Raw genomic sequence first — 22,713 nt, forward strand, 5'->3', positions numbered from 1 at the left:
GACCCGATGACCTCATCTGCGCCGGTTGAGCGTGTCGCGGCTACCCTCGCGTGTGCTCGCCCCGAAGCCCGCGATGCCGACTGATACGAACGTGATGCCCGACGACACCAAGACCTCCGTGCGCCGACCGGACACCGACCGGCCGTCCACGGGCGTACCCGGTGCGGATCGGGCACCTGCCGAAACCGCGCCGCTGGGCCGGCGCTGGTTCGCGGGCACCGTCGTCGCGGCCTTCCTGCTGACCTTCCTCCAGGCCCCCGGACTCACCGTCGCCGACACCAAGTACGACCTGGCCGAGAACCCGCTCGGATTCCTGGACCGCGCCTCGCACATGTGGAGCAGCCAGGCCCCGATGGGTCAGGTGCAGAACCAGGCCTACGGCTACTTCTTCCCGCACGGGACCTTCTTCTCCCTCGGCGACCTGCTGGGGCTACCGGCCTGGGTGACCCAGCGGATCTGGTGGGCGCTGCTGCTGCTCGCCGGTTTCTGGGGCATCGTCAAGCTGGCCGAGACGCTGGGCATCGGCAGCCGGGGTTCGCGGGTGATCGCCGCCGTGGCGTTCACCTTGTCACCGCGCGTGCTCACCACGCTCGGGTCGATCTCCTCGGAGACGTTGCCGATGGTGCTGGCGCCGTGGGTGCTGCTGGCGCCCGCCGCGATCGGCACGGCGTATCAGCGTCGTCGTGGCGGCGCGCGTTCCCCGGCGGGCAGTGCGCTGGCGTTGGCACTGATGGGCGCGGTGAACGCGGTGGCGACCGTCGCGGCGTTCCTGCCCGCGCTGCTCTGGTGGGTGTCGTACCGGCCCAATCGGCGCTGGTGGCGGTTCACCCGGGCGTGGGTGCCGCTGCTGGTGCTGGCGACGTTCTGGTGGGCGGTGCCGCTGCTGCTGCTCGGCCGGGTGAGCCCGCCGTTCCTCGACTACATCGAGTCCTCCGGCGTCACCACGCAGTGGGCCTCGCTCGGTGAGGTGCTACGCGGCACCGACAGCTGGACGCCGTTCGTCTCGCCGGAACGCATCGCGGGCGCGGTGCTGGTCACCCAACCGGCCGCGGTGCTGGCCACCGGGCTGATCGCGGCGGCGGGCATGGCCGGGCTGGCCATGCGGTCGATGCCCGGACGCGGGCGGCTGACGTTGATCCTGTGCGTCGGGCTGGTCGGCATCAGTGCGGGCTACGTCGGCGAACTGGGCGGGCCGTTCGCCGAATCGGTGCGGGTGTTCCTGGACTCGACCGGCGCGCCACTGCGCAATGTGCACAAGCTGGAACCACTCATCCGCATCCCGCTGGTGCTGGGCCTGGCGCACCTGATCGCGCACGTTCCGCTGCCGGCTTCGGTGCCGATGCCGGTCTGGCGCAGCGCCTTCGCCCATCCCGAGCGCGACCGTAAGGTCGCGGTGACGGCGCTGATCCTCACCGCGCTCGCGCTGTCCACTTCGCTGGCCTGGACCGGCAAGCTGGCCCCGCGCGGCGCCTACGACGAGGTCCCCGGCTATTGGCAGCAGACCGCGCAGTGGCTGGCCGACAATGCCGCCGACACCCGCGCGCTCGTCGTGCCGGGGGCGCCGTTCGGCAGTCAGGTGTGGGGCCTGACCCGCGACGAACCGCTGCAAGCGCTGGCGGAAACGCCGTGGGCGGTGCGCGATGCGGTGCCGTTGAACCCACCCGGCACCATTCGCGCGATGGATTCGGTGCAACGGCTCATCGCCGACGGGCGGCCCTCGGCCGGGCTGGCCGCGACGCTGGCCGGGCAGGGCATCGGCGTGGTGGTGCTGCGCAACGACCTCGACCCGGAGACCTCGCGCTCCACTCGGCCCATGCTCGCCCATCAGGCGCTCGACAATTCGCCGGGCCTGCGCAAGGTGGCCGAGTTCGGTGCTCCGATCGAAACCGGCGTCATCGCCGCCGGATTGGTGGCCGACGGCGATCTGCGTCCGGCCTACCCGGCAGTCGAGATCTACCGGGTCGATATTCCGGCCCCCGGCACGCCCGCCGAGCTGCGCAGCGGTACTGGCGCGCCGGCGGAACTGCCCGGTGCCTACACGGTTCCGCTGAGCACGGTGCCGACGGTGCAGGGCGGGCCGGAGGTGCTCGAACGGCTCAATCGCGATCCCGGTGCGGGCGCCGATCCCAGGCTGCTGGCGGCCGATGCCGAGCGTGCCGGGTTACCGATGGGACCGGTGACCATCACCGATACCCCGATGGCGCGGGAAGCCGATTTCGGCAAGGTCGACAATCACAATTCGGCCCTGCGCGCACCCGACGACGCGCGCCGCACCCACAATCTCGTCCCCGACTATCCGGTTCCCGGTGCGGAATTGGTGCGCGGCGAATGGTCCGGAGCCACCGTAACCGCGTCCAGTTCCGCCGCCGACGCCACGCAGCTCGGCGGTTCCGCACCGGGCAGCTCCACAGTGGCGGCCGTCGACGGCGATCCCGCCACCAGTTGGGTCAGCAATGGTGCCGAACGTGCTGTGGGGCAATGGCTTCGGCTCGACCTCGACCAACCCATCCGCGCCGGGCTGCTGCGGTTGAAGACCAGCGCCGCCGCCATCGGCGATCCGGTGAAATGGGTGGAGGTGCGCACCGATAACGGCAGCGTGTCCGCCCGCATCTCCGAACCCGGTGCGCAGGTGTCGATTTCGCTGCCCGCCGGCACCACCACCTGGCTCACCATCACCGCCATCCGCACCAGGGACGGCACCGCGGGCGGCCAGTTCGGCATCAGCGAACTCACCCTCGACGACTATTCGGTGCGTGACGCGCCGGTCCGCGTCGACATCCAGCACCGGACCGTACTACCGCCCGCACCCGAGGGCGCCGCCGTCGCCGGCTGGGATCTGGGACAGGAATTCCCTGGCCGCAGCGCCTGTTTCGACGCGCCCGACCGGGTGCGCTGCGGCAAGGGTCTGGGACTCGCGCCGGAAGAGCTGGGTGCCTTCCAGCGGACGCTGTCGGTGCCCGAAGCCGTGGCCGTCACGCCGGAACTGACCCTGCGCACCCGTCAGGGACCGGCACTCGAGGCTCTGCTCACCGACCCGCGCCGGCCCATCGCGCGCGGCCAGTCCGACGTGGGCGACCTGCGCGGTTCGGCCTTCGCCGCGACCGACGGCGACCCGCGCACCAGCTGGACCGCTCCCGAGGACTCGGTGCGAAACCTGCTCAGCGCCAAGCCGACCCTGACCATCGAGTTGCCGGAACCGGCACTGGTCACCGGGCTGGACATCACGGCGTCGCTGGGCGGGCTGCCCGCCGCACCGACCAGCGTCGCGGTGAACCTCGGCAATGGGCCACAGGTGCGCGAACTCGACGACGAGACGACCCGTATCGCGCTGCACCCCACCGTCACCGACCGGATCGAACTCACCGTGCAGAGCTGGAAGTCGGTACTCGACCGCACCGCGCTCGGCTTCGCCCAGACCCAACCACCCGGACTGGCCGAGGTGTCGGTGCTCGGGCCGGACTATCCGCCGCCCGCCGACCCGGACCGGTTGATCACCGTCGGCTGCGCGGACGGGCCGACGGTCATGCTGGGCGGACGCGTCTTCCAGACCTCGGTGACCGCTACCGCTGCCGAATTACTTTCGGGAGCACCGGTTTCCGCGCGGGTTTGCGGAGGCGATTCGACGCAGGCCGAGCCGGGTGCGACGGGCAACGAACTCGGCGCGACGCAGCCCGATTCCGGCACTGCCGACGGAGCCCGCTCCCCCGGGGCGGATGGTGAACCGACCCGTCCCACCGTCGACCTGTTCCCCGGCCGGGTCGACGTGATCGCGGCGCCGACCGAGCTGTTCTTCGTCGACCGGTTGCGGCTGGACAATCCGGCGGTGGACCCGGTGCCGAATCCGGCTGTCACCGACGGCCGGCAGCTGCTGGTTCTCCCGCTGAGCACCAACGTCGGCTGGACCGCCGAAACCGCCGATGGTCGTGAACTCGACCCCGTCGTGGTAGACGGATGGAAGCAGGGCTGGGTGGTGCCCGAGGGCGCGCAAGGCCCGATCACCGTGTCGTTCCCCGTCGACCGCTGGTACCGGCTGGCCATCTTCGGCGGCCTGCTGCTGTTGATCCCCCTTGCCGCCCTGGCCTTCCCCCGTCGCGGCCGATCCCTCCCTGATAGCCCGGCCCCGCGCACTTGGCGCTCCCGCTGGGTCCCCGCCGTCGGCCTCACCGCCGCCACCACGATCATCTCCGGCCCGGTCGGCACCGCACTAACCGCGGCAGGACTCGCCCTGATCCGTTTCGTGCCGCGCATCCCGCGCACCGCACTGGTCGTCGTCGCCGGCGTCGGTACCGCGCTCTCGGCCGCAGCGTTGTCGACCGGACCGTGGCGCTCGCCGGACGGCTACATGGGCGGTTCGCTCTGGGTGCAACTACCGGCCCTCATCGCCGTCATCGCGGTGGGTATCGCCGCCCTGCCGCCGCGCGGGGACAAGGAGAAGAGACCGGACTCCGGCCACTCGTCATAAGGGGGCGTGACGCTGCGTTCAGCCTGGCGTCACGCAGAGGCGCCGTAGCCGACCACTACGCCTCCGCGGTTTCCGCCTTCCGTGCCGCCGCCAGCTGTTCACGGCGGCGCACGTAACGCCGGACCGGCTCTTCGACGAGGGCGTAACTGGCGGCGGAGATGGGCAGCGTGATGGCGATGGTCAGGGTCAGCACCAGCAGGAAATCACCGCTGAACGGGATGATGCCGAAGACCGGGAATACGATCGACAGCACGGCCAGATGCCAGATGAAGATGCCGTAGGACCAGCGGCCGATCGCCTGGCAGACCGGCGATTCCAGCCAGCGGTGCGGCTTGGCGTCGGCGTCGCGCAGGATCAGCGGCGCCAGCAAACAGAACCCGATCAGCGCACCCAGCCCCATCTTGGCGGCGTACTGCCACGGCTCGGCGCGGGTGAGGCCCGCCGGACCGCCGAAGTTCGTCGCCGAGATCGCGAAGACCACCAGCGCCACGCCCCACATCAACGGCTGGTTTCCGGCGATCCGGCGGAAACGCAATAGCGGTCGGCTATCGAAAATTAGCTCGGCCAGAAGCATGCCGCCGGCGAACCACGGCAGATATCCGGGCAGCCAATTGTCGGCGTGAATCGCATCCGGCGTCGGCACCGGAAGGAAATTCCAGCCCAGGCAGATCAGCCCCAGCGCGAGCACCGCCGGAATGCGCGCCTTCGCCGCCGCACCGCGCAGGCCCGACAGCGCGAACGCCAGCAGCGGCAGCACCAGATAGAAGGCCACCTCGACCGACAGGCTCCACATCTGGGTCAGGCCGTCGGTCAGCGTCAGGGGGATGAACACCTGCAGCAGCAACAGATTCGACAGCCACACCCGGAACCCCGCGGTATCGGCCGCGCTCGGCAGCAGCACCAGCACCACGCAGACCACCACCCAATACGCGGGCAGGATGCGCGCGGCCCGGTGCCGCAGGTAGCGGCCGACGCCGGGCGCGGTGCCGAGCCCACGAGCCGCCGCGGCGTGCGGGCGCCACAGCAGGAAACCCGACAGCGCGAAGAACACCGCCACCGCCATATCGAAGCGCTCCAGCAACCGGCCGAGCACCGGAATTCCCGTCGCGGCGGTCTGGAACGCCACATGGGTGAGCAAGACACCCAGTGCCGCCATACCGCGCATCCCTTCCAATGCGGGCAGGAAGGCGCGCGGACGGGCCGGGGCGTCCGTTGTGGTGGGTGCGGTGGCGATCATCGGGTCCAGTCTGCCCTGCGGATTTCGACATGAGAATCCGACATTTCACTTTTCGCGCTAGACTCGGGCGATTTTAGGTCCGATTCCGGCCTCGGCACGGCGTGGTTCATCACCGGGCTGTTAGTGTCGGGGCTCACGAGTGCTGTGGCATGCCCACAGTACCGACGGAGCGACCCGTGTTCTACAACGAGGAGACTTTGCATGGCACAGAGTGCCGGAACCAAAAGGACGGTTGCCTGCCTGCTCGTGGGCCTCGGCGCGCTGCTCATCGTGGCCGCGCTGATGATCCCGACCTATACCTTGAGCAAGATGGCGAAGACTCCCCTCGACCTCGAGATCACCACCATCGCCACCAATGTGCCAGGCGAAGAAAGCCTCGTGCTCGACGCCAAATCGCTGACCGCCCCCGAGGGCTCGGCGAAGGTCGATCAGAACGTGCCGCTGGTCTTCCAGCGGTTCGTCACCGTCGAGGAGCCCTCGGACGCGGAGAAGATGACCGTCCAGGCGGGTACCACCCTGCGGCGCACCGACAAGCAGGGCGACACCGGGCTGCTGACCGCCGAGATCGACCGGGTCACCATCGACCGCAAGACCGGTGAGCCGGTGGACGAGGACCCCAACGGCTCCATCGCCACCACGGTGAACAAGGAAGGCGAGAGCGTCGCCGAGCCGTTCAAGCGCGAAGGCCTGCAGTACCGCTTCCCGATCGGCACCGAGAAGAAGGACTACCCGTACTTCGACCGGACCGCCCGCGTCACCTCCGATGCCAAGTTCATCGAGGAGACCGAGATCAACGGCACCACGGTGTACCACTTCCGTCAGGTGGTCGAGCCGGCCAACCTGTACGAGGCCACCAAGAACCCGGCGTTCCGCCTGAAGCTGCCCGCCGCCAAGTGGGGTGTCGAGGGCGAAGGCGACGTGTCGATGGACCGCTGGTACACCAACACCCGCGACCTGTTCGTGGAGCCCGAGACCGGCACCGTCGTCGACGGCCAAGAGGCCATCCACATGTACTACGCCCGCAGCGGCGACAAGCCGGAGGTCACCGCGCTGAAGGCCACCCTGACCTTCGACGAGCCGACCATCGAGTCGCAGCTGTCGGTCGCCAAGGAGAACATCGACAAGCTGTCGCTGTTCGGCCGCGTCGTGCCGATCATCCTCGGCGTCGTCGGCGTCATCGCGCTGATCGCCGGCATCGTGCTCGGTGTTCGCGGTGGCGGTGCCGCCGCTCCCGCCGGCCGTGGTGGCGTGCCGCCGCGTCGCCCGGCTCCCGCCGCGCCGACCGCTCCGCCGGCCGGTCGCCGTGGTGACGCGGACGCGCCGACCGAGACGATCAAGCTTCCCGAGAAGCCCTGATCGCTCGGCGGTAGATACGCACTGAACAACTCGGCTCCCCTGGTACTGCGCCAGGGGAGCCGAGTTGTTTTCGTGGGACCCGTTCTTCGGCGGTCCGGGTCAGGAGTCGGTCTTCGGCTCGGCCGGTTTGCGGGCTGCCGTGTAGAGCACGAGGACCGCGACGATGGCGGTCGTGGTGGCGGCGACGCCTGCTGCGGTGGTGATGAGGGCGGGGATGGTGCGGGCGAAGGCCAGCATGAGGGCGAGTTCGGTGGCCAGGCCCAGCCAGGTGAGGCCGGCCAGGGCGGTGCGGTCGACGGCGATGGCCGACAGCAGCGCGCCTTGCAGCACCGCGAGCACAGCACCGTGCAGGGCGAACAACCACAGCAGCCCTTGGATCGGCGCGTAGTCCTCGCCGGCGAACAGCGGGGCCAGCGGGGCGGCCACCGCCGCGCCGAGCACCGCGAGCACGCCGATGCCCGACAGCACCGCCAGCGCCGAGCGGATCGCACCCGCCGAATGCGCCGGCTGGGCCATTCGGGGGTACAGCACCATGCCGACGGCGGCGGGCAGCCAGAAGGCGATCTTGGTGGCCATGGTGCCGAGCGCGTACCGGCTGGCGTCGTCCTCGTTCAGCACGATGCGCACCACGATCAGGTCCGCCGACGACAGCGCCATCAGCGCCGCCTGCACCTGCGCGGCCCGCAGCACCGCGATCACGCCCGCGAATCCGGCGTTCGGGACAGGTGCGTAGACATCCAGCGATGCCGCGCCTTCGAGGTCGACGGGCGCCTCGCCGGCGTCGGGCACCAGCGCCGCCTCCGCCGCCGGACCCGCTACATACCGGGCGAATACCGCCGCGCCCGTGATGCCCAGCGCCGCCGCCCACAACGCCGGCGCCGCACCGAAGCCCAGCGAAAGCACCACGATCGCGGGCAGCACCCGCGCGACGCCCGCCGCGCCCAGCACGACAGCCAGCCCACGGAACCGCCTGCCGCCCTGCAGAACACCCTGCTCGCCGGACAGCATCACCAACGCCGGGGCCGCCATGAGCGCGGCCGCACAGGCCACCGGACTCACCTCGAGCACCACGGTCACCACCGGGATCAGCGCCACCGCGACCGCCGCGACGATCACCGCGCACCGCCACTGCAACCCACGCAGCGCCGTCACGCTCGCCCCGCGCACCAGCTCCCTGGCGACCACGTTCTGCAGCGCGAGCGCAGGCACCGCACACAGCAACTGCACCGCGAGCAGACTGGCGAATTCGCTGTACCCCGCTACCCCGAGCCACCGCCCGGCCAGCAATTGCAGCAGATACCCGGCCACATTGGCCGTCATCGCCCCCGCCGTCACCAAGCTCAGATCCGCCACGACGGGAAGGCGACGAACAGCAGGCACGCCCGCCATCGTCGCACCCCGAACCCCCACACCGCCCCGCCACCCCCAACGCCGCGCCGAACCGAGCAACCCACCGCGCTGCCGGACCACACACGACGCGGTCGGGCGCTTCAGGGGTCGGGTGGCGGGAACGTAGGGTGCTCAGTCGTGGGTGCGCGTGGTCGGAGTCGAGGCGGTCGGTGGGCGGCGGTCGTTCCGGCCGGGTACAGCGCACTACTTTCGCTGATCATTGCCGCGCCGCTGCTCGGGCCCGGCTATCTGTTGCTGCGGGATGCGGTGAGTACGCCGCGGTCGTATCTCACCGATGCGGCGCTCGGGCTCGGTGATGCCGCGCCGCGCGCCGTCCCGCAGGATGCGCTGCTGGCGGCGTTGTCGACGGTGGTCGACGGCGGGGTGCTGGTGAAGGTGATCCTGCTGGCCGCCCTGTGGGGCGCCGGGTACGGTGCGGCGGTTCTGGCGCGCACCCTGCTGGGGGTACCGGTGGCGGCGCAACTCGTGGCCGTCACCGTGGCGCTCTGGAATCCGTTCGTCGCCGAACGCCTCCTGCAAGGCCACTGGAGCCTGCTCACCGGATACGCGGCGTTGCCGTGGACGGCGCTGGCCGCGCACCGGCTCCGTCAGCGCGGGGGCGGGCACAGCGAAACCCGCAGCTCGCACTACCGGGACTGGGCGGCGCTGGCCGGATGCTTCGCGGCGGCGGGCCTGACGCCGACCGGTGCACTGCTGGCGGGCGTCGTCGGTCTGATCGTCGCCGGCCGCCGCAACTTCCCCGGCGCCCTCGCTCTGCTCATCGCCGCCTCCGCGCCCTGGCTGATCGCCACCGTCGCCTCCGGTGCGGGCACCGAAACCTCCGATCCCGCCGGCATCGCTGCCTTCGCCGCCCGCGCCGAACCCGCCCTCGGCACCCTGGGCAGCCTCGCCGGTCTGGGCGGGATTTGGAATGCCGACGCCGTCCCGTGGTCACGCACCACCCCGCTCGCCTTGATCGGGACCGCGATCCTGCTGGTCCTGGTCGCCCTCGGGGCACGGACCGTTGCCGGATGGCCCCTCCGCCCCCGCTCCACAACGGACAAGGCGCCTGCGGCCGACAGCGCTCGCACCGGCCGCCGCCTCCTCGGACTGGCGATCGCGGCCGTGCTCTTGCCCGCACTCGGCGCCACGTCATGGGGCATGGACGTCCTCGAGTGGCTCGTGGTCGAATTGCCCGGCACCGGGCTGCTTCGCGACACCCAGAAGTACGTCGCCCTCGCGATGCCGGCCTACGCCCTCTGCGCCGCAGCGGGGTGTACAGCCCTCGCCGCACGTTTCGGCCCTCGAACCACCACGATCCCGCAGCCGGGTTCCGGCGACGGCGGTACCGCGGCGAACGACACCGCCAGGCAGGGCAGCGTCGACGCCGCCGGCGTGCCCGACACCGATCGCCCGCGCGTCCCGGATACGCCGGATCGATCCGAGGAACGCCCGAAGACGCCCCACCGCCCATCGAGCCCAGCGCTCACAGCCGTCGCAACCCTCTTCATCGCGGCGCTGATCCTCCCGCTCATCGACTTGGCGTGGGGTGTCGGCGGGGAGATGCGGGCGGTGCGGTATCCGGCGGCCTGGCAGGAGGCGGCGGCGCGCATCGACGGTCCCGGTGACGTCGCCGTCTTGCCTGCCGGCATGTTCCGGCGGTTCCCGTACAGCGGCAGCGCACCGGTCCTCGATCCCGCCCCGCGCATGCTGCCCAACGATGTCTTGCAGACCGGCGAGCTTCCGGTGCGCGGGCAGCGAGTATCCGGCGAGGGCGTGCGAGCGCGCCGGGTGGAACAACTGCTGATAGGGGGCGGTACCGCGGAAGAGCTCGCAACGTTCGGCGTGGGCTGGGTGCTGGTCGAACACCGCACACCGGGACCGATGGGCGAAGCCGAAACGACGCTCGCGCAGCTGGAACCGGTGCTGCGAACCCCGGATCTGTCGCTCTACCGCGTACCCGGCGTCACGACCGAACGAACGAGCGCGCACCGCCCGCTGGTCATCGGCGCCCACGTGCTCTGGGCCGCCATGCTCCTGGCACCGCTGCTCGCATTCGCGCCCACCCGATCACACCGAAATCGCTGACGATCAACCAGAGCCCGGCTGATAGCACTCAACTGGTCATCGACATGACCGGCACGAGCCTCCGCCGGTCGGATCGGAATCCAGGCGGTGGAGAACTGGCGCCGAACCAGCTACCAGCCCGACTCGAAGCCACCCGGCTGCACATCGCGCGGCGAACCACAGCCGCCCCGACTCACACCGGCGGAATCAACCCCGAAACCTTGCGCCCATCGGCAGCCGCCGCCAGCACCTGATACACCCCGGACGCCGTACTCTCCCAAGAGAATTCCCGCGCCCGCGACCGCGCCTTCTCCCCCATGATGGTGCGGGCGGCCGCGTCGTCGAGCAGTTCGGCGACCGATTCGGCCAGCTGGTCGACGTCGTCGACGAGAACCCCGGTGACCCCGTCGACGATGGAATCGGTGAGCCCGCGCGAGGATCGGTAGCCCACGGTGGGCACGCCGTGCTGTGCCGCTTCGATCACCGCCAGGCCCCAGCCTTCCTTGCGGGAGGGCATGACGTGCACCCAGGAGCGGGCGAGCAGTTCGTGTTTGCGGCGTTCGTCGACGTGCCCGTGGAAGGTGACGGCGTCGGCGATACCCAGCTGCGCCGCGACCGATTTCAGGTTGTCGGCCCACCACCCGTCGCCGATGACGTCGAGCTGCACGCCCGGGATCCGGCCGCGCAATTGCGCGACGGCGGCGAGGGCGTCCTCGATCTGCTTGTGCGGGACCAGCCGTGACAGGACCACCACTCTGGGCTCGGCGGTACGGGTTTCGGCGGCCCCTGTCGGAGCATTCTCTGGAACAGGTTCAGCGCCGTTGCGCACCACCGCGATGCGCGATCCGTCGACGCCGAGCGTTGTCAACTCCTCTGCCGACGGCAGCGAAACCGTCAGGTATTGATTGTCGCGATGCACCCGTGGCGACAGCCGCGATTCGATCCACCAGCCGATCCGGCCCACCAGTCGCCCGGCGACGGGCCACTGCTCACGATGCCCGTGATGCACCAGCACCACCGACGGCGCCTTGCTGGCGGCGCGGGCGAAGAACGGGATGCCGTTCTGGGTGTCGATCACGGCGTCGGGCCGGATGCCGCGCAGCGGTCCGAGGCCGAGGCGGCCGAGGGCGATGGCGGCGAGCGCGCGCGGGTATACCGAGTACCGGCCGCCGGCCCGGCTGATGTGGATGCCGTCGACGGTTTCGCGCCGCGCCGCGCCTGGATAGCGGGCGGTGCGCAGGGTGACTTTGACGCCCCGGGCGGCGAGGTGGGCGCCGACCTGCTCGAGGTAGCGTTCGCTGCCCCCACCCTGCGGATGCCCCGTGTCGCGCCAGCAGAGCAGTAGGACTTCGCGCACGGTCGAGCTTCTCCGGTCGTCGGGTCCCCGTCGGGAACGTCGGATATCGTCGTACACCCTAGTGGACGGCTTCCGGCCGTGGTCCGATCCCGGTCCTGACCGGCTGTCGACCCGGCCGCGACCGGGCGGCGCGGCGGTTTGTGCGAGACTCGGCGCCGTGCTCAGAGCCGAGAGAACGACCGGCTGGTCCCCGCAGGCCCGGATGCGTCCGGGGCGCCCGGCCGTACCCGCACCCGCCGGTGCGCGACGCCGCCGCCCCCGTTTCGCCGAGCGCGCTACCCTGCGCCGCTCGATCCGGCTGCTGAGCAGTTTCCGCTTCGAGCAGTCCGCGCCCGCGGTGTTCTACGGCGGCCTCGCCACCGACAGCGCCGCCATGATCAGCGACTTCTACGCTGATGTGACCGGACGCGAGCTGGCCGGCGCCACGATCATCGACGTGGGTGGCGGCCCGGGTTATTTCGCCGACGAGTTCGCCCGCACCGGCGCCCGCTACATCCCGGTGGAGCCGGATCCGTCCGAGCTGCATGCTGCCGGGCTGACGGTGCCGGGCGCGGTGCGTGGTTCCGGGATGGCGCTGCCGTTCCGCGATGGCGCGGTCGATATCTGTTTTTCCTCGAATGTCGCCGAGCACGTGCCGGATCCGTGGCTGATGGCCGACGAGATGGTGCGGGTGACCAGGCCGGGCGGGGTGATCGTGCTGTCCTACACGGTCTGGCTCGGTCCGTTCGGCGGGCACGAGACGGGTCCGTGGCACTACGTGGGCGGTGAGTACGCGGCGCGGCGGTATGTGCGCAAGCATGGTCGCGAGCCCAAGAACAGGTTCGGCCGGTCGATGTTCGCGGTGCGGGCCGCCGACGGTCTGCGGTGGGCGCAGCGGACGCCGGCGCAGGTCTTCGCGGTGTTCCCGCGTTATCACCCGCGGTGGGCCTGGTGGCTGGTGCGTATCCCGTGGTTGCGTGAGTTACTGGTCAGCAACTTGGTGGTCGTCGCGGTCAAACCGGACTGAAAGCCCTTGCGCCGGCGCGGAACGGGCGTTCGCTTGTCAGCGCACCCACAGCGCCTGGCGCCAGCCCCGGGTGACGTGCCGCGCTTCCTGCCAGGGCGATTCCCGCATGGCGAGGCCGACGGTCTCCAGCGTTGTCAACCCGACCAGATCGGCCAGCGTGCCGACCACCGCGACCGCCTCCGCGGCCTGCATGGCGGCGGTTGCCTGCTCCATGGTCAAGGTGCGCCCGGGTAGGAAGGACACTACCCAGCCGCCGCTGCCAACGCTCTTAGCTTGATGCTCGGTCTGGTCGCTGGTCATCAACGACCGGCCGATCACTTGCACCGCCATGAATCGGACTCCCCAATTGCGGTATCGGTTCGATGGGTCGAGCGAGCTGATCAGTAGCTACAGCATCCACTGTCCAGCAACAGAACGCAATAGTGCGTTCTGACGAAAAGCGAACCGACAGGTCGGAATTCACGCAGCTCATGGCAGTGCGTGATGATCGAACTGAAACGTGTTACAGACAACGGGCCGACAAAACTGTAACGTGTTCTCATGGATTACGACAGCCTCTTCATCGGCGGCCGCTGGACCGCGCCCGCCACCACCGAGCGCATCCAGGTCATCTCCCCGGCCACCGAGGAGCCGGTCGGCAGCGTTCCCGCGGTCGACCGGGCCGACGTCGACGCCGCCGTCGCCGCGGCCCGCGCCGCCTTCGATTCGGGCCCGTGGCCGTCGACGCCGCCGGAGGAGCGGGCCCAGGTGCTCACCCGTGCCGCCCGCCTGATCGAGGAACGCGGCGCCGACCTGGCCGCCACCCTCACCGCCGAGATGGGCGCCCCGCTGATGGCGGCGACCACCCTCAACCAGATCCCGGCCGTGGCCGCGCTCGATTACTACGCGGGGCTGGCGAAATCGTTCCCGTGGAACGAGACGCGCACCGGCGTGTTCGGCACCACCCGGGTCTCCCGCGAACCGCGCGGTGTGGTCGCCGCGATCACCGCGTGGAATGTGCCGCTGTTCCTGGCGGTCAACAAGCTGGGCCCGGCACTGCTGGCCGGCTGCACCGTGGTGCTCAAGCCCTCCCCGCTGACGCCGCTGACCACCAACAAGGTGGCCGAGATCTTCGCCGAGGCCGGCCTGCCCGAGGGCGTGCTGTCGGTGCTGCCCGCCGAGGCCGAAGCCTCGGAGTACCTGGTCTCGCATCCGGGGGTGGACAAGCTGACCTTCACCGGCAGCACCGCCGTCGGCCGCAAGATCGGCGCCATCGCCACCGGGCAGCTGAAGTCGGTGTCGCTGGAACTCGGTGGCAAATCGGCGGCAATCCTGTTGCCGGACATGGATATCGCCGCGAGCATCCCGTCGCTGGCCTTCTCCGGCCTGATGAACACCGGCCAGGGCTGTGTCGCGCAGACCCGAATCCTGGCGCCGCGCAGCCACTATGACGAAATCCTCGAGGCGCTGGTCGCTCATGTGCGCACGATGACCGTCGGCGATCCCACCGATCCGGCGACCCAGCTCGGCCCGCTGATCTCGCAGCGGCAGCGCGAACGCGTCGAGGGCTACATCGCCAAGGGCAAGGCCGAGGGCGCGCGCCTGGTGCTGGGCGGCGGCAGGCCCGAGGGACTCGACAAGGGCTGGTTCGTGGAGCCGACCATCTTCGCCGATGTGGACAACGCCTCGACGATCGCGCGGGAAGAGATTTTCGGGCCGGTACTTTCGGTGATTCCGTACGACACCGAGGACGAAGCCGTCGCCCTGGCCAACGATTCCGATTACGGCCTGGCCGGTTCGGTGTGGACCACCGATGTGGAGCACGGCGCCGAGATCGCCGCGCGGGTGCGCACCGGCACCTACGCGATCAACTGGTACGCCTTCGATCCCACCGCGCCGTTCGGCGGATACAAGAACTCCGGCCTCGGCCGCGAGAACGGTCCCGAGGGGCTCGACGCGTACTGCGAACAGAAGTCGGTGCTGATGCCGCTGGGCTGGACCGGCTAGCGGCGACACAGCGGCCGGCCCGGTGCCGGCGTGCGAATCGGCCTCCGGGTGCGGGCGAACGCCTCACTCCGGAGGCTGTACCACGCGCAGAATCGATTGCGAATCCTGCGCGGACGCGGGTGCGTCGACCACTTCGACACACCAGCCCGGCGGCAGGACCGATTGCAGACGCCGGGCCGCCCGCTGCAACGGCGTGCTCGCGTGCGGCAACGCCGCGGTCGGTAGTTCGGCTACCGGAGATCCGGTGTACCCATCGGCCATGCTCCACACCCTCTCGCGCGGCGATCGCGTCGTCGGCGGCGGTTCTCACGCGCCACGAGCAGATCGAGGAAGCAATTCAGTCGATCAGTTAACTGTTGGCAATCGAACTGTCGGTCGTGAGACGGAAGAACATCCAAAGCATAAGCCACACAACGGGCTCAACCCGGCACAACGGACAGGTACCCGCGCCGCGTCGCGCCAAAACCCCAGGCCCCGCAAGAAAAATCGATACCGCCCGCACCCTGCTCTGGATGCGGACGGTATCGAAATGCGGTCTGTGACTAACCCAAGCGCTGCTTCAGGGCCTCGAACTCGTCGCGCACCCCGGACGGCAGCTTGTCGCCGATGAATTCGAACCACTCTTCGATGAGCGGGATCTCCTTCTTCCACTCCTCCGGATCGACCTTCAGCGCCTCGTCGACGTCGGCGGGGTCGACGTCGAGGCCGTCGAGATCCATCTGGGCGGAGGTGGGCACGTGACCGATCGCGGTGGACTCGGCCTGCGCCTTGCCCTCGATGCGGTTGATGACCCACTCCAGCACGCGGGAGTTCTCACCGAATCCGGGCCACAGGAAGCGGCCGTCCTCGCCGCGGCGGAACCAGTTGACGTAGAAGATCTTCGGCAGCTTGCCCTCGTCGGCGCTCTTGCCGACGTTGATCCAGTGGTTCAGGTAGTCGCCGACGTGGTAGCCCATGAACGGCAGCATGGCCATCGGGTCGCGGCGCACCGCGCCGACCTTGCCCTCGGCGGCGGCGGTCTGCTCCGACGCCATGGTGGCGCCCATGAAAACGCCGTGCTGCCAACTGAAGGACTCGGTCACCAGCGGGACGGTGGTCTTGCGGCGGGCGCCGAACAGGATCGCCGAGATCGGCACACCCTGCGGGTCGTCCCATTCCGGGGCCAGGATCGGGCACTGCGACATCGGGGTGCAGTAGCGCGAGTTCGGGTGCGCGGCGAGGGTTTCGGTCTCGCGCAGGTACCAGTCGTTGCCCTTCCAGTCGATCAGGTGATCGGGCTCGCCCTCCAGGCCTTCCCACCACACATCGTTGTCGTCGGTCAGCGCGACGTTGGTGTAGACGGTGTTGCCCGCGTCCATGGTGGCCATGGCGTTGGGGTTGGAGCTGTGGTTGGTGCCGGGCGCGACGCCGAAGAAACCGAACTCCGGGTTCACCGCGTAGAGGCGGCCGTCCTTGCCGAAACGCATCCAGGCGATGTCGTCGCCCAGGGTCTCCGCGCGCCAGCCGGGGATGGTCGGCTGGATCATCGCGAGGTTGGTCTTACCGCAGGCGCTGGGGAAGGCGGCGGCGATGTAGTAGGCCTTGTTCTCCGGGGAGATCAGCTTGAGGATCAGCATGTGCTCGGCCAGCCAGCCCTCGTCGTGCGCCATCGCCGAGGCGATGCGCAGCGAGTAGCACTTCTTGCCGAGCAGCGCGTTGCCGCCGTAGCCGGAGCCGTAGGACCAGATCTCGCGGTCCTCCGGGAAGTGGGTGATGTACTTGGTGTCGTTGCACGGCCACGGCACGTCTTCCTGGCCCTCGGCCAGCGGCGCGCCGACGCTGTGCAGCGCCTTCACGAACGGGCGATCGGTGCCCAGCTTCTCCAGCGCGGCGGCGCCCATGCGGGTCATCACGCGCATGGAGACGACGACGTACTCCGAGTCGGTGATCTCGACACCCAGCTTGGGGTCCTCGGCACCGAGCGGGCCCATGCAGAAAGGCACCACGTACATGGTGCGGCCCTTCATCGAGCCGCGGTACAGCTCGGTCATGGTGGCGCGCATCTCGGTGGGGTCGACCCAGTTGTTGGTCGGGCCCGCGTCGGCCTCGGTCTTGGAACAGATGTAGGTGCGCGATTCCACGCGCGCGACGTCGGAGGGGTCGGACAGCGCGAGGAAGGAGTTGGGCTTCTTCTTCGGGTCCAGGCGCTTGAAGGTACCCGCCTCGACCAGCTGAGTCGTCAGGCGATCCCATTCGGCGTCGGAACCGTCGGCCCAGACCACCCGATCAGGCTGAGTCAGTTCGGCGACTTCCTGTACCCAGGTGAGCAGTTCGCTGTGTTCGGTCGGCGCTTTGCCGTCGGATCCACGAAGACCAGGAATGGTCGCTGAGGTCATGAAAACTCTCCTGAGATGGGCGGTTCTGCGGTGTTTCGATCCTGGCCCAATCGGCGCGTGACCAGCCCCGAACCACCGAGCGCCACCATTGGCTGGATGGCACCCGCTACGGCCCGTCGATCACGCCGGCCGGCTGGACAGCGCACAGGGCGAAGCGGACGCCCAGGTTCCTGTCTAGAGGTTAACGCGATATGACGAACCGTACGGAATCGGGTTCCTCATAGGTACCCCCGATCATTGCCGATCATTCGTCCCACGTCCGGCCGACGACATCCAGTGATCGATGCTCTCGATATCGCGTTCGCAGGCGGCCAGCTGACCGGGTTGTTCGGCGATATAGCGGCGCAGGCGGGCCTCGAGTTCGGCGGCCTTGCGGTCCACCTCGACCATCCGGTCGTTGCTCGCCCGCATCACCCGCTCGGACAACTGCCCCTCGGCCTCCACCATCGCGGTGCCTACCCGTTGCTCGAGCTGGGCTTTTACATTGACGAGGGCGTCGGCCACCCACTGCCGCAGATGGTTGCGGTCGGCGAGCTGGGCGCGCGCCCGCACCACCCAGGCCGCCACCCCGGCGCCGAGCAGCAGCGTCACCGGCACGCTCGCCACGTCCAGCGCGGGCACCAGACTGAACGGCGCGACCAGCAGCCGGCCCAGGCCGACACCGGCCGACGCGCCGAGCGCGATCATGAGGTGATCTTCGACACCCCGCTGCCGTGGTTCGGGATCCGGGCCCACCCGCGGCGGCGGATCGCGGCGCACCGGACCGGGGTCGGGGCCGCCGACGCGGGCGGCCAGCTCGGCCAGCCGGTGCTCGATATCGACGTCGACGCCGGCGGCCAGTTCGGTCACCGCTTGTTGCAGCCGGTCCGGATAGTCACCGATATCGGAGCGGCCGAGCCGGTCGAGTTCGGCCCGCGCGGCGGTGTGCAGGGCCCGGGTCCGGGCGCCGACCTCGGTCATCAGGTCCAGCCGGGCCAGGTTCAGCTGGCTGCGCAGATTGGACATGGCCGCGGCCCGTCCGCCGTCGCGTCCGGCGAGCAAAGTGGCGCGCTCCTCGCGCAGCCGGATCGCCTCGGTACCCGAGCGGAGGGCGGCGACCTGTTCGACGATGCGCGCCCTGGTGTCGGTGAGCACCCGGTTGCGGACGGCGAGCAGCCGGTCGTCGCCCTCGCCGGCGGCGCCGAGGGTGGCCGCGGTGAGTTCGGCGTGCAGTGCGGCCAGCCCGGAGCGATCCAGCAGCGCGGTATCGCCGGAGGAGCGCGCGGCCACCGCCAGGCGGGCGGAGACGGGAACGATATCGATATCGGTGATGCCCTCGCCCGCCAGCAGCGCCAGATCGCGCTCGCGCACCGCGCGCCAATCCTGGTGGGCGTGGATGCCGTTCATGGCCAGCAGCACCCGGGTGCCGCCGGCGCGCAGGCCGCGCACCATGTCGAGCACGCCGGCGCCGAGCGTGGTGCCCGCGTCGAGCAGGATCAATGCCACCGCGGCGGGCGCGTCACCCGACGGTGAGGTGGTCTCGACGGCGGTGCGGGCATCGGCCACCGGATCGGTGAGGTCGACATGCGGTTCGAAGCGGGCCAGCTCGGTGCGCAGCAGCGTGGTGTTGGCGTCGTCGGGGCCGATCAGCATCACCCCCGAGGCATTGCCGAAGCCGGCGACCGCGCGCAGCAACGCCATCCCCTGCGGATTCCATCGCTGCACCACCGCCTCCAGCGCCGCGGGCAGCGCGGCGATCGGAGCAGCGGAATTCGGGCGCGACGGGTGTTCCGGGGGATCAGAGACCGGCACTGCTCATTCGCTCCCATAGCCGGACGTAGCCGTTGTGCACCCGGACCGCGGCGCGACGGGCGGCGGGCGGCATATCGCTGGAGACCAGCGAACGCCAGCGGGTGGCCCGGTTCAGGGCGTCGTCGGCGTCGGCGGGTGCGGGCGAAGGATAGCCGGCGGCCAGGTGCGCGACCGAGGGGTGCGCCAGGCCCGCGCAGAGACCGGTCCACAGGGCGTCGTCGCCGTAGAGGTAGTCCTCGAGCACGTCGCGGGCGCGGCCGCCGTCACCGGGGACCGCGCGGGCGGCCAGCCGGGTGAGTTCGTCGAGCAGTTCACCGCCCCGCTGCGCCGAGACCTGCTCGTAGCGGCGGTGCAGCATCTTGTGCAGCGGATCGACGGCGCTGGCGGCGTGCAGGATCTGCAACAGCGCCTGCCCGGTGATGTCGGGCTGGTTCCGGACGACGGTGAGCGCGCAGTTCACCCCGTACAGATCCCAGCGCTGCAACAGCTGGGTGCGCTCGGCGACATCGGGCCCGGCGCTCGGCGCGGTGAACAGGTCGGGCGAGAGCGTGAAGGCCGGGTCGGTGTTGCCTGCATGCCTGCGCAACGTGGCCAGATCGGCCTCGGTCACCGCACCCGCCCTGGTCCGCACCGCGAGCGAGGCGACCACCGGCAACACCTGACGGCCGAGTTCGCGGCCGTATTGTTCGGCGGCGATGACGGCGTCGGCCCAGCGCGACCCGACCGCGTCGGCCTTGTTCAGCACGACGATGATGCGATCCGGCGGCAACGCACCGATGATGCGCTGGTCGGCCGGGCCGGGCGCGGCGGCGAGAACGTAGACGACGATGTCGCCGTCGAGCACCGGATCGGGCAGTCCCGGCTCGTCGACCGGACCGGTCTCCACCGCCGACATCAGCGCCAGCGCGTGCAGCACGGTGCTGCGGCCGGTATGCGCGCGGCCGGTGACCTGGATGCGCGGCGGCATCCGCCAGCGCTCGACCGCGAGGCCGGCGTGATAGCCGATCTGGGGATCGTTGCCCGCGCCCTGGCGCAGCACATCGAGCAGTTCGTCGAGTTGATCGCGCTCACGCGTTTGCTCACGTCGGTCGAGCATCGTTCCATCCGGTCCGGCGGCGTTCGGCATCGGTGCGCACCCCCCTGTCGAGTTCTGCGGGCATTGTCTCAGAAGTCGGGGCGAGGGCCGGTGCGGGCCGGTTCACGAACCGCTGACGTATTTGTTCACCGTGCGCACCGCCCAGTTGGGCGCGAATTTGGCGGCGGTGGCGAGCAGTTTCGCCTGCGCGCCGATCTCGTAGTGCACCCGCGGCAGCCTGCCCTGTTTCCGGGTGGCCGACCAGATGCCCTTGGCGACGTCGTCGGCGGTCAGCCGCACGCCCAGCGATCGGGTGGACTTGGTGTTGACGCCCTCGACCATCGCGGTGGCCACGAACAGCGGCCAGATCGCGATGACGCGGATGTCGTGGTGCGCCCATTCCAGATCCAGCGCTTCGGTGAGGCCCTTGACCGCGGACTTGCTGGCGCCGTAGCTGGCGAGTTCGGGCTGGCCGTAGATCGCCGAGGCCGAACAGAGGTTCACCACCTGGGCGCCCGGGGTGTCGCGCAGATAGCGGAACGCCAGGTGCGTGCCGTTGATGACGCCGCCGATGTTCACATCGACGACGGCCTGATGCTGGGCGAGGTCGATCGATTCGAACGGGCCCGCGCGCAGGATGCCCGCGTTGTTGATCAGGATGTCGAGCCGTCCGGCGTCGTCCCAGAACTCGGCGAGCCGCTCGGTCCAGTCTGTGGTGTCTGTCACATCGAGTAGCCCGGTGCGGACGCTGCCGCCGGCCTGGCCGATATCGGCGGCCAGGCGCGTCAGCCCGACCTCGTCGACGTCGTAGGCGCCGACGTGATAGCCCTGGGCAGCGAAAAGCAGCGCCGTGGCCCGGCCGATACCCGCCGCCGCACCCGTGATGAAAACCGTCGGACCACCCATGCCAGGCAGCGTAATGGCCTTCGCCACACTGTGCCGTACTATCCGCCGGGGCTGGCCCCGCGAATGCCGGGTAACTTACCCTGACCGAACGGTCGGCACCACAGTCGGTGCGTAGCTTGACTTTTCGTTCACGACGAGCGGGCCACACACGGGCGGCGCCGGACCGCGCGGCGGCGAGACGCCGCAGGAAGTGCCCGAGATCGTGCATCGGGCCTCGACGAGGAGGTTGCGATGACTCGCGACAGGGCGACGCGGCCCAGCGCCGATCCCACGACGACCATCGGTGCCGCGGACAAGTCGGCGCTGCTGCCCAGCCGTGACCCGTTCCATCGCCCGCCGCCCGGATTCGCCGACCAGCCCGCGGGCACCATCCTGCGCAGCCGCGAGGTCGAGCTGGCGCTGTTCGGCGTGGTGCCGCAACAGGTTTCGGCCTGGCAGTTGCTCTACCGCAGCTGCGACCTGCACGGCACACCCGAGGCGGCGGTCACCACCGTGCTGCTGCCGCACGGCGCCGAACCGGCCGAATCCCGTCCGCTGCTGGCCTTTCAATCCGCCATGGACGCGGTCTCGGAACGCTGCGCACCGTCGTACGCGCTGCGCCGCGGCGCCCATGCCCTCGGGTCGATCACCCAGCTGGAATGGCTGCTGGTGGCGAACGCGCTGCGCCGCGGCTGGGCGGTCAGCATCGCCGATCACGAGGGCCCGCGCGGCAACTTCGGCGCACCCCGCGAACCCGGCTACCGGGCCCTCGACGGCATCCGCGCCGCCCTCGCCTTCGCCCCGCTGGGTCTGGGACCGGACACCCGCATCGCGGCCTGGGGCTATTCCGGCGGCGGGATGGCCAGCTCCTGGCTGGTGGAGATGGCGCCGACCTATGCCCCCGAACTCGATATCGCCGGCGCGGTGCTCGGCGCTCCGGTCGGCGATCCGGGCCAGGTGTTCCAGCGGCTCAACGGCGGGTACTTCGCCGGCCTGCCGGCGATCGTGATCGCGGCGCTGCGGCGGATCTATCCGGCGCTGGGCGCGGTGATCCAGAACGAGCTCACCCCCGACGGCCACAAGCTGGTCGCGCGCGCCGAACGCTCCACCACCCTCGCCGCGGTGCTCGGCCTGGCCAACAAGAAGATGGACGACTACCTGCCGCGCCCGCTCGACGAGATCCTGGGCACGCCGGAGATGCAGGCCATGCTCGACGATCTGCGGCTGGGCAATACCGCGCCGAAATGCCCGGTCCTGGTGGTGCAGCCGGTGCACGACCAGGTCATCCACATGGACGGCATCGACGGCCAGGTGCACCGCTACCGCAAGGGCGGCGCCGACGTCACCTATGTGCGCGACCGGCTCAGCGAGCATTTCTCGCTGCTGCCGCTGGCCACCCCGATCACCCTCGACTGGCTCGCGGCCCGGCTGGCGGGCGAACCGGTGACCGACAAGCGCGATGCCACCGTCTGGTCGGTCCTGGCCTCGCCGGTGGGTGTGCGCGGGCTGCTGGAGATGGCGACGACGGCGGTCATGGTCGCGCTCGGGCGTCCGCTGCGGGCGCCGCAGCCGCCGGTCACCGAGGTCGAACAGGCCAAGGCCGCCTGACCCGGTCAAGGACCGGAGGCGGCAGCGGAGCGTAACCACGCAGGTCCTCCGGGGCAGGCACAGTCGATTCAGCCTGACGACGAGAGGTAACCACGCGGTCGCCTGCGCCGTAGAACACC

The 22,713-nt window shown here is 70.2% G+C and carries 15 protein-coding genes; 6 read left to right on the forward strand and 9 right to left on the reverse strand.

The features are described from left to right. Window positions 1–94: 94 nt before the first annotated feature. Entirely contained in the window at window positions 95–4,462 is a 4,368-nt protein-coding gene (locus NOCYR_RS26655; protein WP_014353525.1) for an alpha-(1->3)-arabinofuranosyltransferase, read from the forward strand. A 55-nt stretch (window positions 4,463–4,517) separates the two neighbouring features. Here the strand turns inward: NOCYR_RS26655 and NOCYR_RS26660 are convergent, their stop codons facing one another. Next, entirely contained in the window at window positions 4,518–5,699 is a 1,182-nt protein-coding gene (locus NOCYR_RS26660) for an acyltransferase family protein (protein WP_014353526.1), read from the reverse strand. Window positions 5,700–5,900: 201 nt separating this feature from the next. Here NOCYR_RS26660 and NOCYR_RS26665 point away from each other — a divergent pair, with 201 nt between their 5' ends. After that, a complete protein-coding gene (locus tag NOCYR_RS26665) occupies window positions 5,901–7,055 on the forward strand; it encodes a DUF3068 domain-containing protein (protein WP_014353527.1) in 1,155 nt (384 codons plus the stop codon). A gap of 99 nt (window positions 7,056–7,154) precedes the next feature. Here the strand turns inward: NOCYR_RS26665 and NOCYR_RS26670 are convergent, their stop codons facing one another. Further along, window positions 7,155–8,444: a hypothetical protein gene (locus NOCYR_RS26670; protein WP_048833755.1), complete on the reverse strand. Its 1,290-nt coding sequence runs from the start codon at window positions 8,442–8,444 to the stop codon at window positions 7,155–7,157. Between the two features lie 138 nt (window positions 8,445–8,582). Between NOCYR_RS26670 and NOCYR_RS29850 the strand changes: the two genes are divergently transcribed. Beyond that, window positions 8,583–10,532: a hypothetical protein gene (locus tag NOCYR_RS29850; RefSeq protein WP_048833756.1), complete on the forward strand. Its 1,950-nt coding sequence runs from the start codon at window positions 8,583–8,585 to the stop codon at window positions 10,530–10,532. 172 nt (window positions 10,533–10,704) lie between these two features. On the opposite strand, the gene NOCYR_RS26680 is transcribed toward NOCYR_RS29850, so the two are convergent. Beyond that, the gene (locus NOCYR_RS26680; protein WP_014353530.1) at window positions 10,705–11,868 is read right to left on the reverse strand and encodes a glycosyltransferase family 4 protein; all 1,164 of its coding nucleotides are present in this window, start codon (window positions 11,866–11,868) and stop codon (window positions 10,705–10,707) included. Window positions 11,869–12,070: 202 nt separating this feature from the next. On the opposite strand from NOCYR_RS26680, the gene NOCYR_RS26685 reads away from it, so the two are divergent. Then, window positions 12,071–12,874, forward strand: a complete 804-nt coding sequence (locus NOCYR_RS26685; protein WP_014353531.1) for a class I SAM-dependent methyltransferase — start codon at window positions 12,071–12,073, stop codon at window positions 12,872–12,874. Between the two features lie 36 nt (window positions 12,875–12,910). On the opposite strand, the gene NOCYR_RS26690 is transcribed toward NOCYR_RS26685, so the two are convergent. Then, window positions 12,911–13,204 carry a hypothetical protein gene (locus NOCYR_RS26690; RefSeq protein ID WP_014353532.1) on the reverse strand — a complete coding sequence of 98 codons (294 nt, stop codon included), beginning with the start codon at window positions 13,202–13,204 and terminating at the stop codon, window positions 12,911–12,913. 210 nt (window positions 13,205–13,414) lie between these two features. Between NOCYR_RS26690 and NOCYR_RS26695 the strand changes: the two genes are divergently transcribed. Further along, window positions 13,415–14,860 carry an aldehyde dehydrogenase gene (locus tag NOCYR_RS26695; RefSeq protein ID WP_014353533.1) on the forward strand — a complete coding sequence of 482 codons (1,446 nt, stop codon included), beginning with the start codon at window positions 13,415–13,417 and terminating at the stop codon, window positions 14,858–14,860. 63 nt (window positions 14,861–14,923) lie between these two features. Here the strand turns inward: NOCYR_RS26695 and NOCYR_RS26700 are convergent, their stop codons facing one another. From NOCYR_RS26700 to NOCYR_RS26720, 5 genes are all read right to left on the reverse strand, one after another. Then, window positions 14,924–15,121 carry a hypothetical protein gene (locus NOCYR_RS26700; RefSeq protein ID WP_048833757.1) on the reverse strand — a complete coding sequence of 66 codons (198 nt, stop codon included), beginning with the start codon at window positions 15,119–15,121 and terminating at the stop codon, window positions 14,924–14,926. Between the two features lie 281 nt (window positions 15,122–15,402). Further along, complete coding sequence (locus NOCYR_RS26705; protein ID WP_014353535.1) at window positions 15,403–17,235, reverse strand: phosphoenolpyruvate carboxykinase (GTP); 1,833 nt, start codon at window positions 17,233–17,235, stop codon at window positions 15,403–15,405. A gap of 234 nt (window positions 17,236–17,469) precedes the next feature. Further along, window positions 17,470–19,026 (reverse strand): hypothetical protein, encoded by a 1,557-nt coding sequence (locus tag NOCYR_RS26710; protein WP_014353536.1) that lies wholly within the window; start codon window positions 19,024–19,026, stop codon window positions 17,470–17,472. Beyond that, window positions 19,013–20,122, reverse strand: a complete 1,110-nt coding sequence (locus tag NOCYR_RS26715; RefSeq protein ID WP_014353537.1) for a hypothetical protein — start codon at window positions 20,120–20,122, stop codon at window positions 19,013–19,015. Before NOCYR_RS26715 ends, NOCYR_RS26710 begins: the two co-directional genes overlap by 14 nt. Before the next feature lie 102 nt (window positions 20,123–20,224). After that, window positions 20,225–21,007: an SDR family oxidoreductase gene (locus NOCYR_RS26720; protein ID WP_014353538.1), complete on the reverse strand. Its 783-nt coding sequence runs from the start codon at window positions 21,005–21,007 to the stop codon at window positions 20,225–20,227. Between the two features lie 231 nt (window positions 21,008–21,238). Here NOCYR_RS26720 and NOCYR_RS26725 point away from each other — a divergent pair, with 231 nt between their 5' ends. Beyond that, complete coding sequence (locus NOCYR_RS26725) at window positions 21,239–22,594, forward strand: lipase family protein (protein ID WP_014353539.1); 1,356 nt, start codon at window positions 21,239–21,241, stop codon at window positions 22,592–22,594. The last annotated feature ends 119 nt before the right edge of the window (window positions 22,595–22,713 follow it).

The sequence above is a fragment of the Nocardia cyriacigeorgica GUH-2 genome, assembly GCF_000284035.1.
Taxonomy (GTDB): Bacteria; Actinomycetota; Actinomycetes; order Mycobacteriales; family Mycobacteriaceae; genus Nocardia; species Nocardia cyriacigeorgica_B.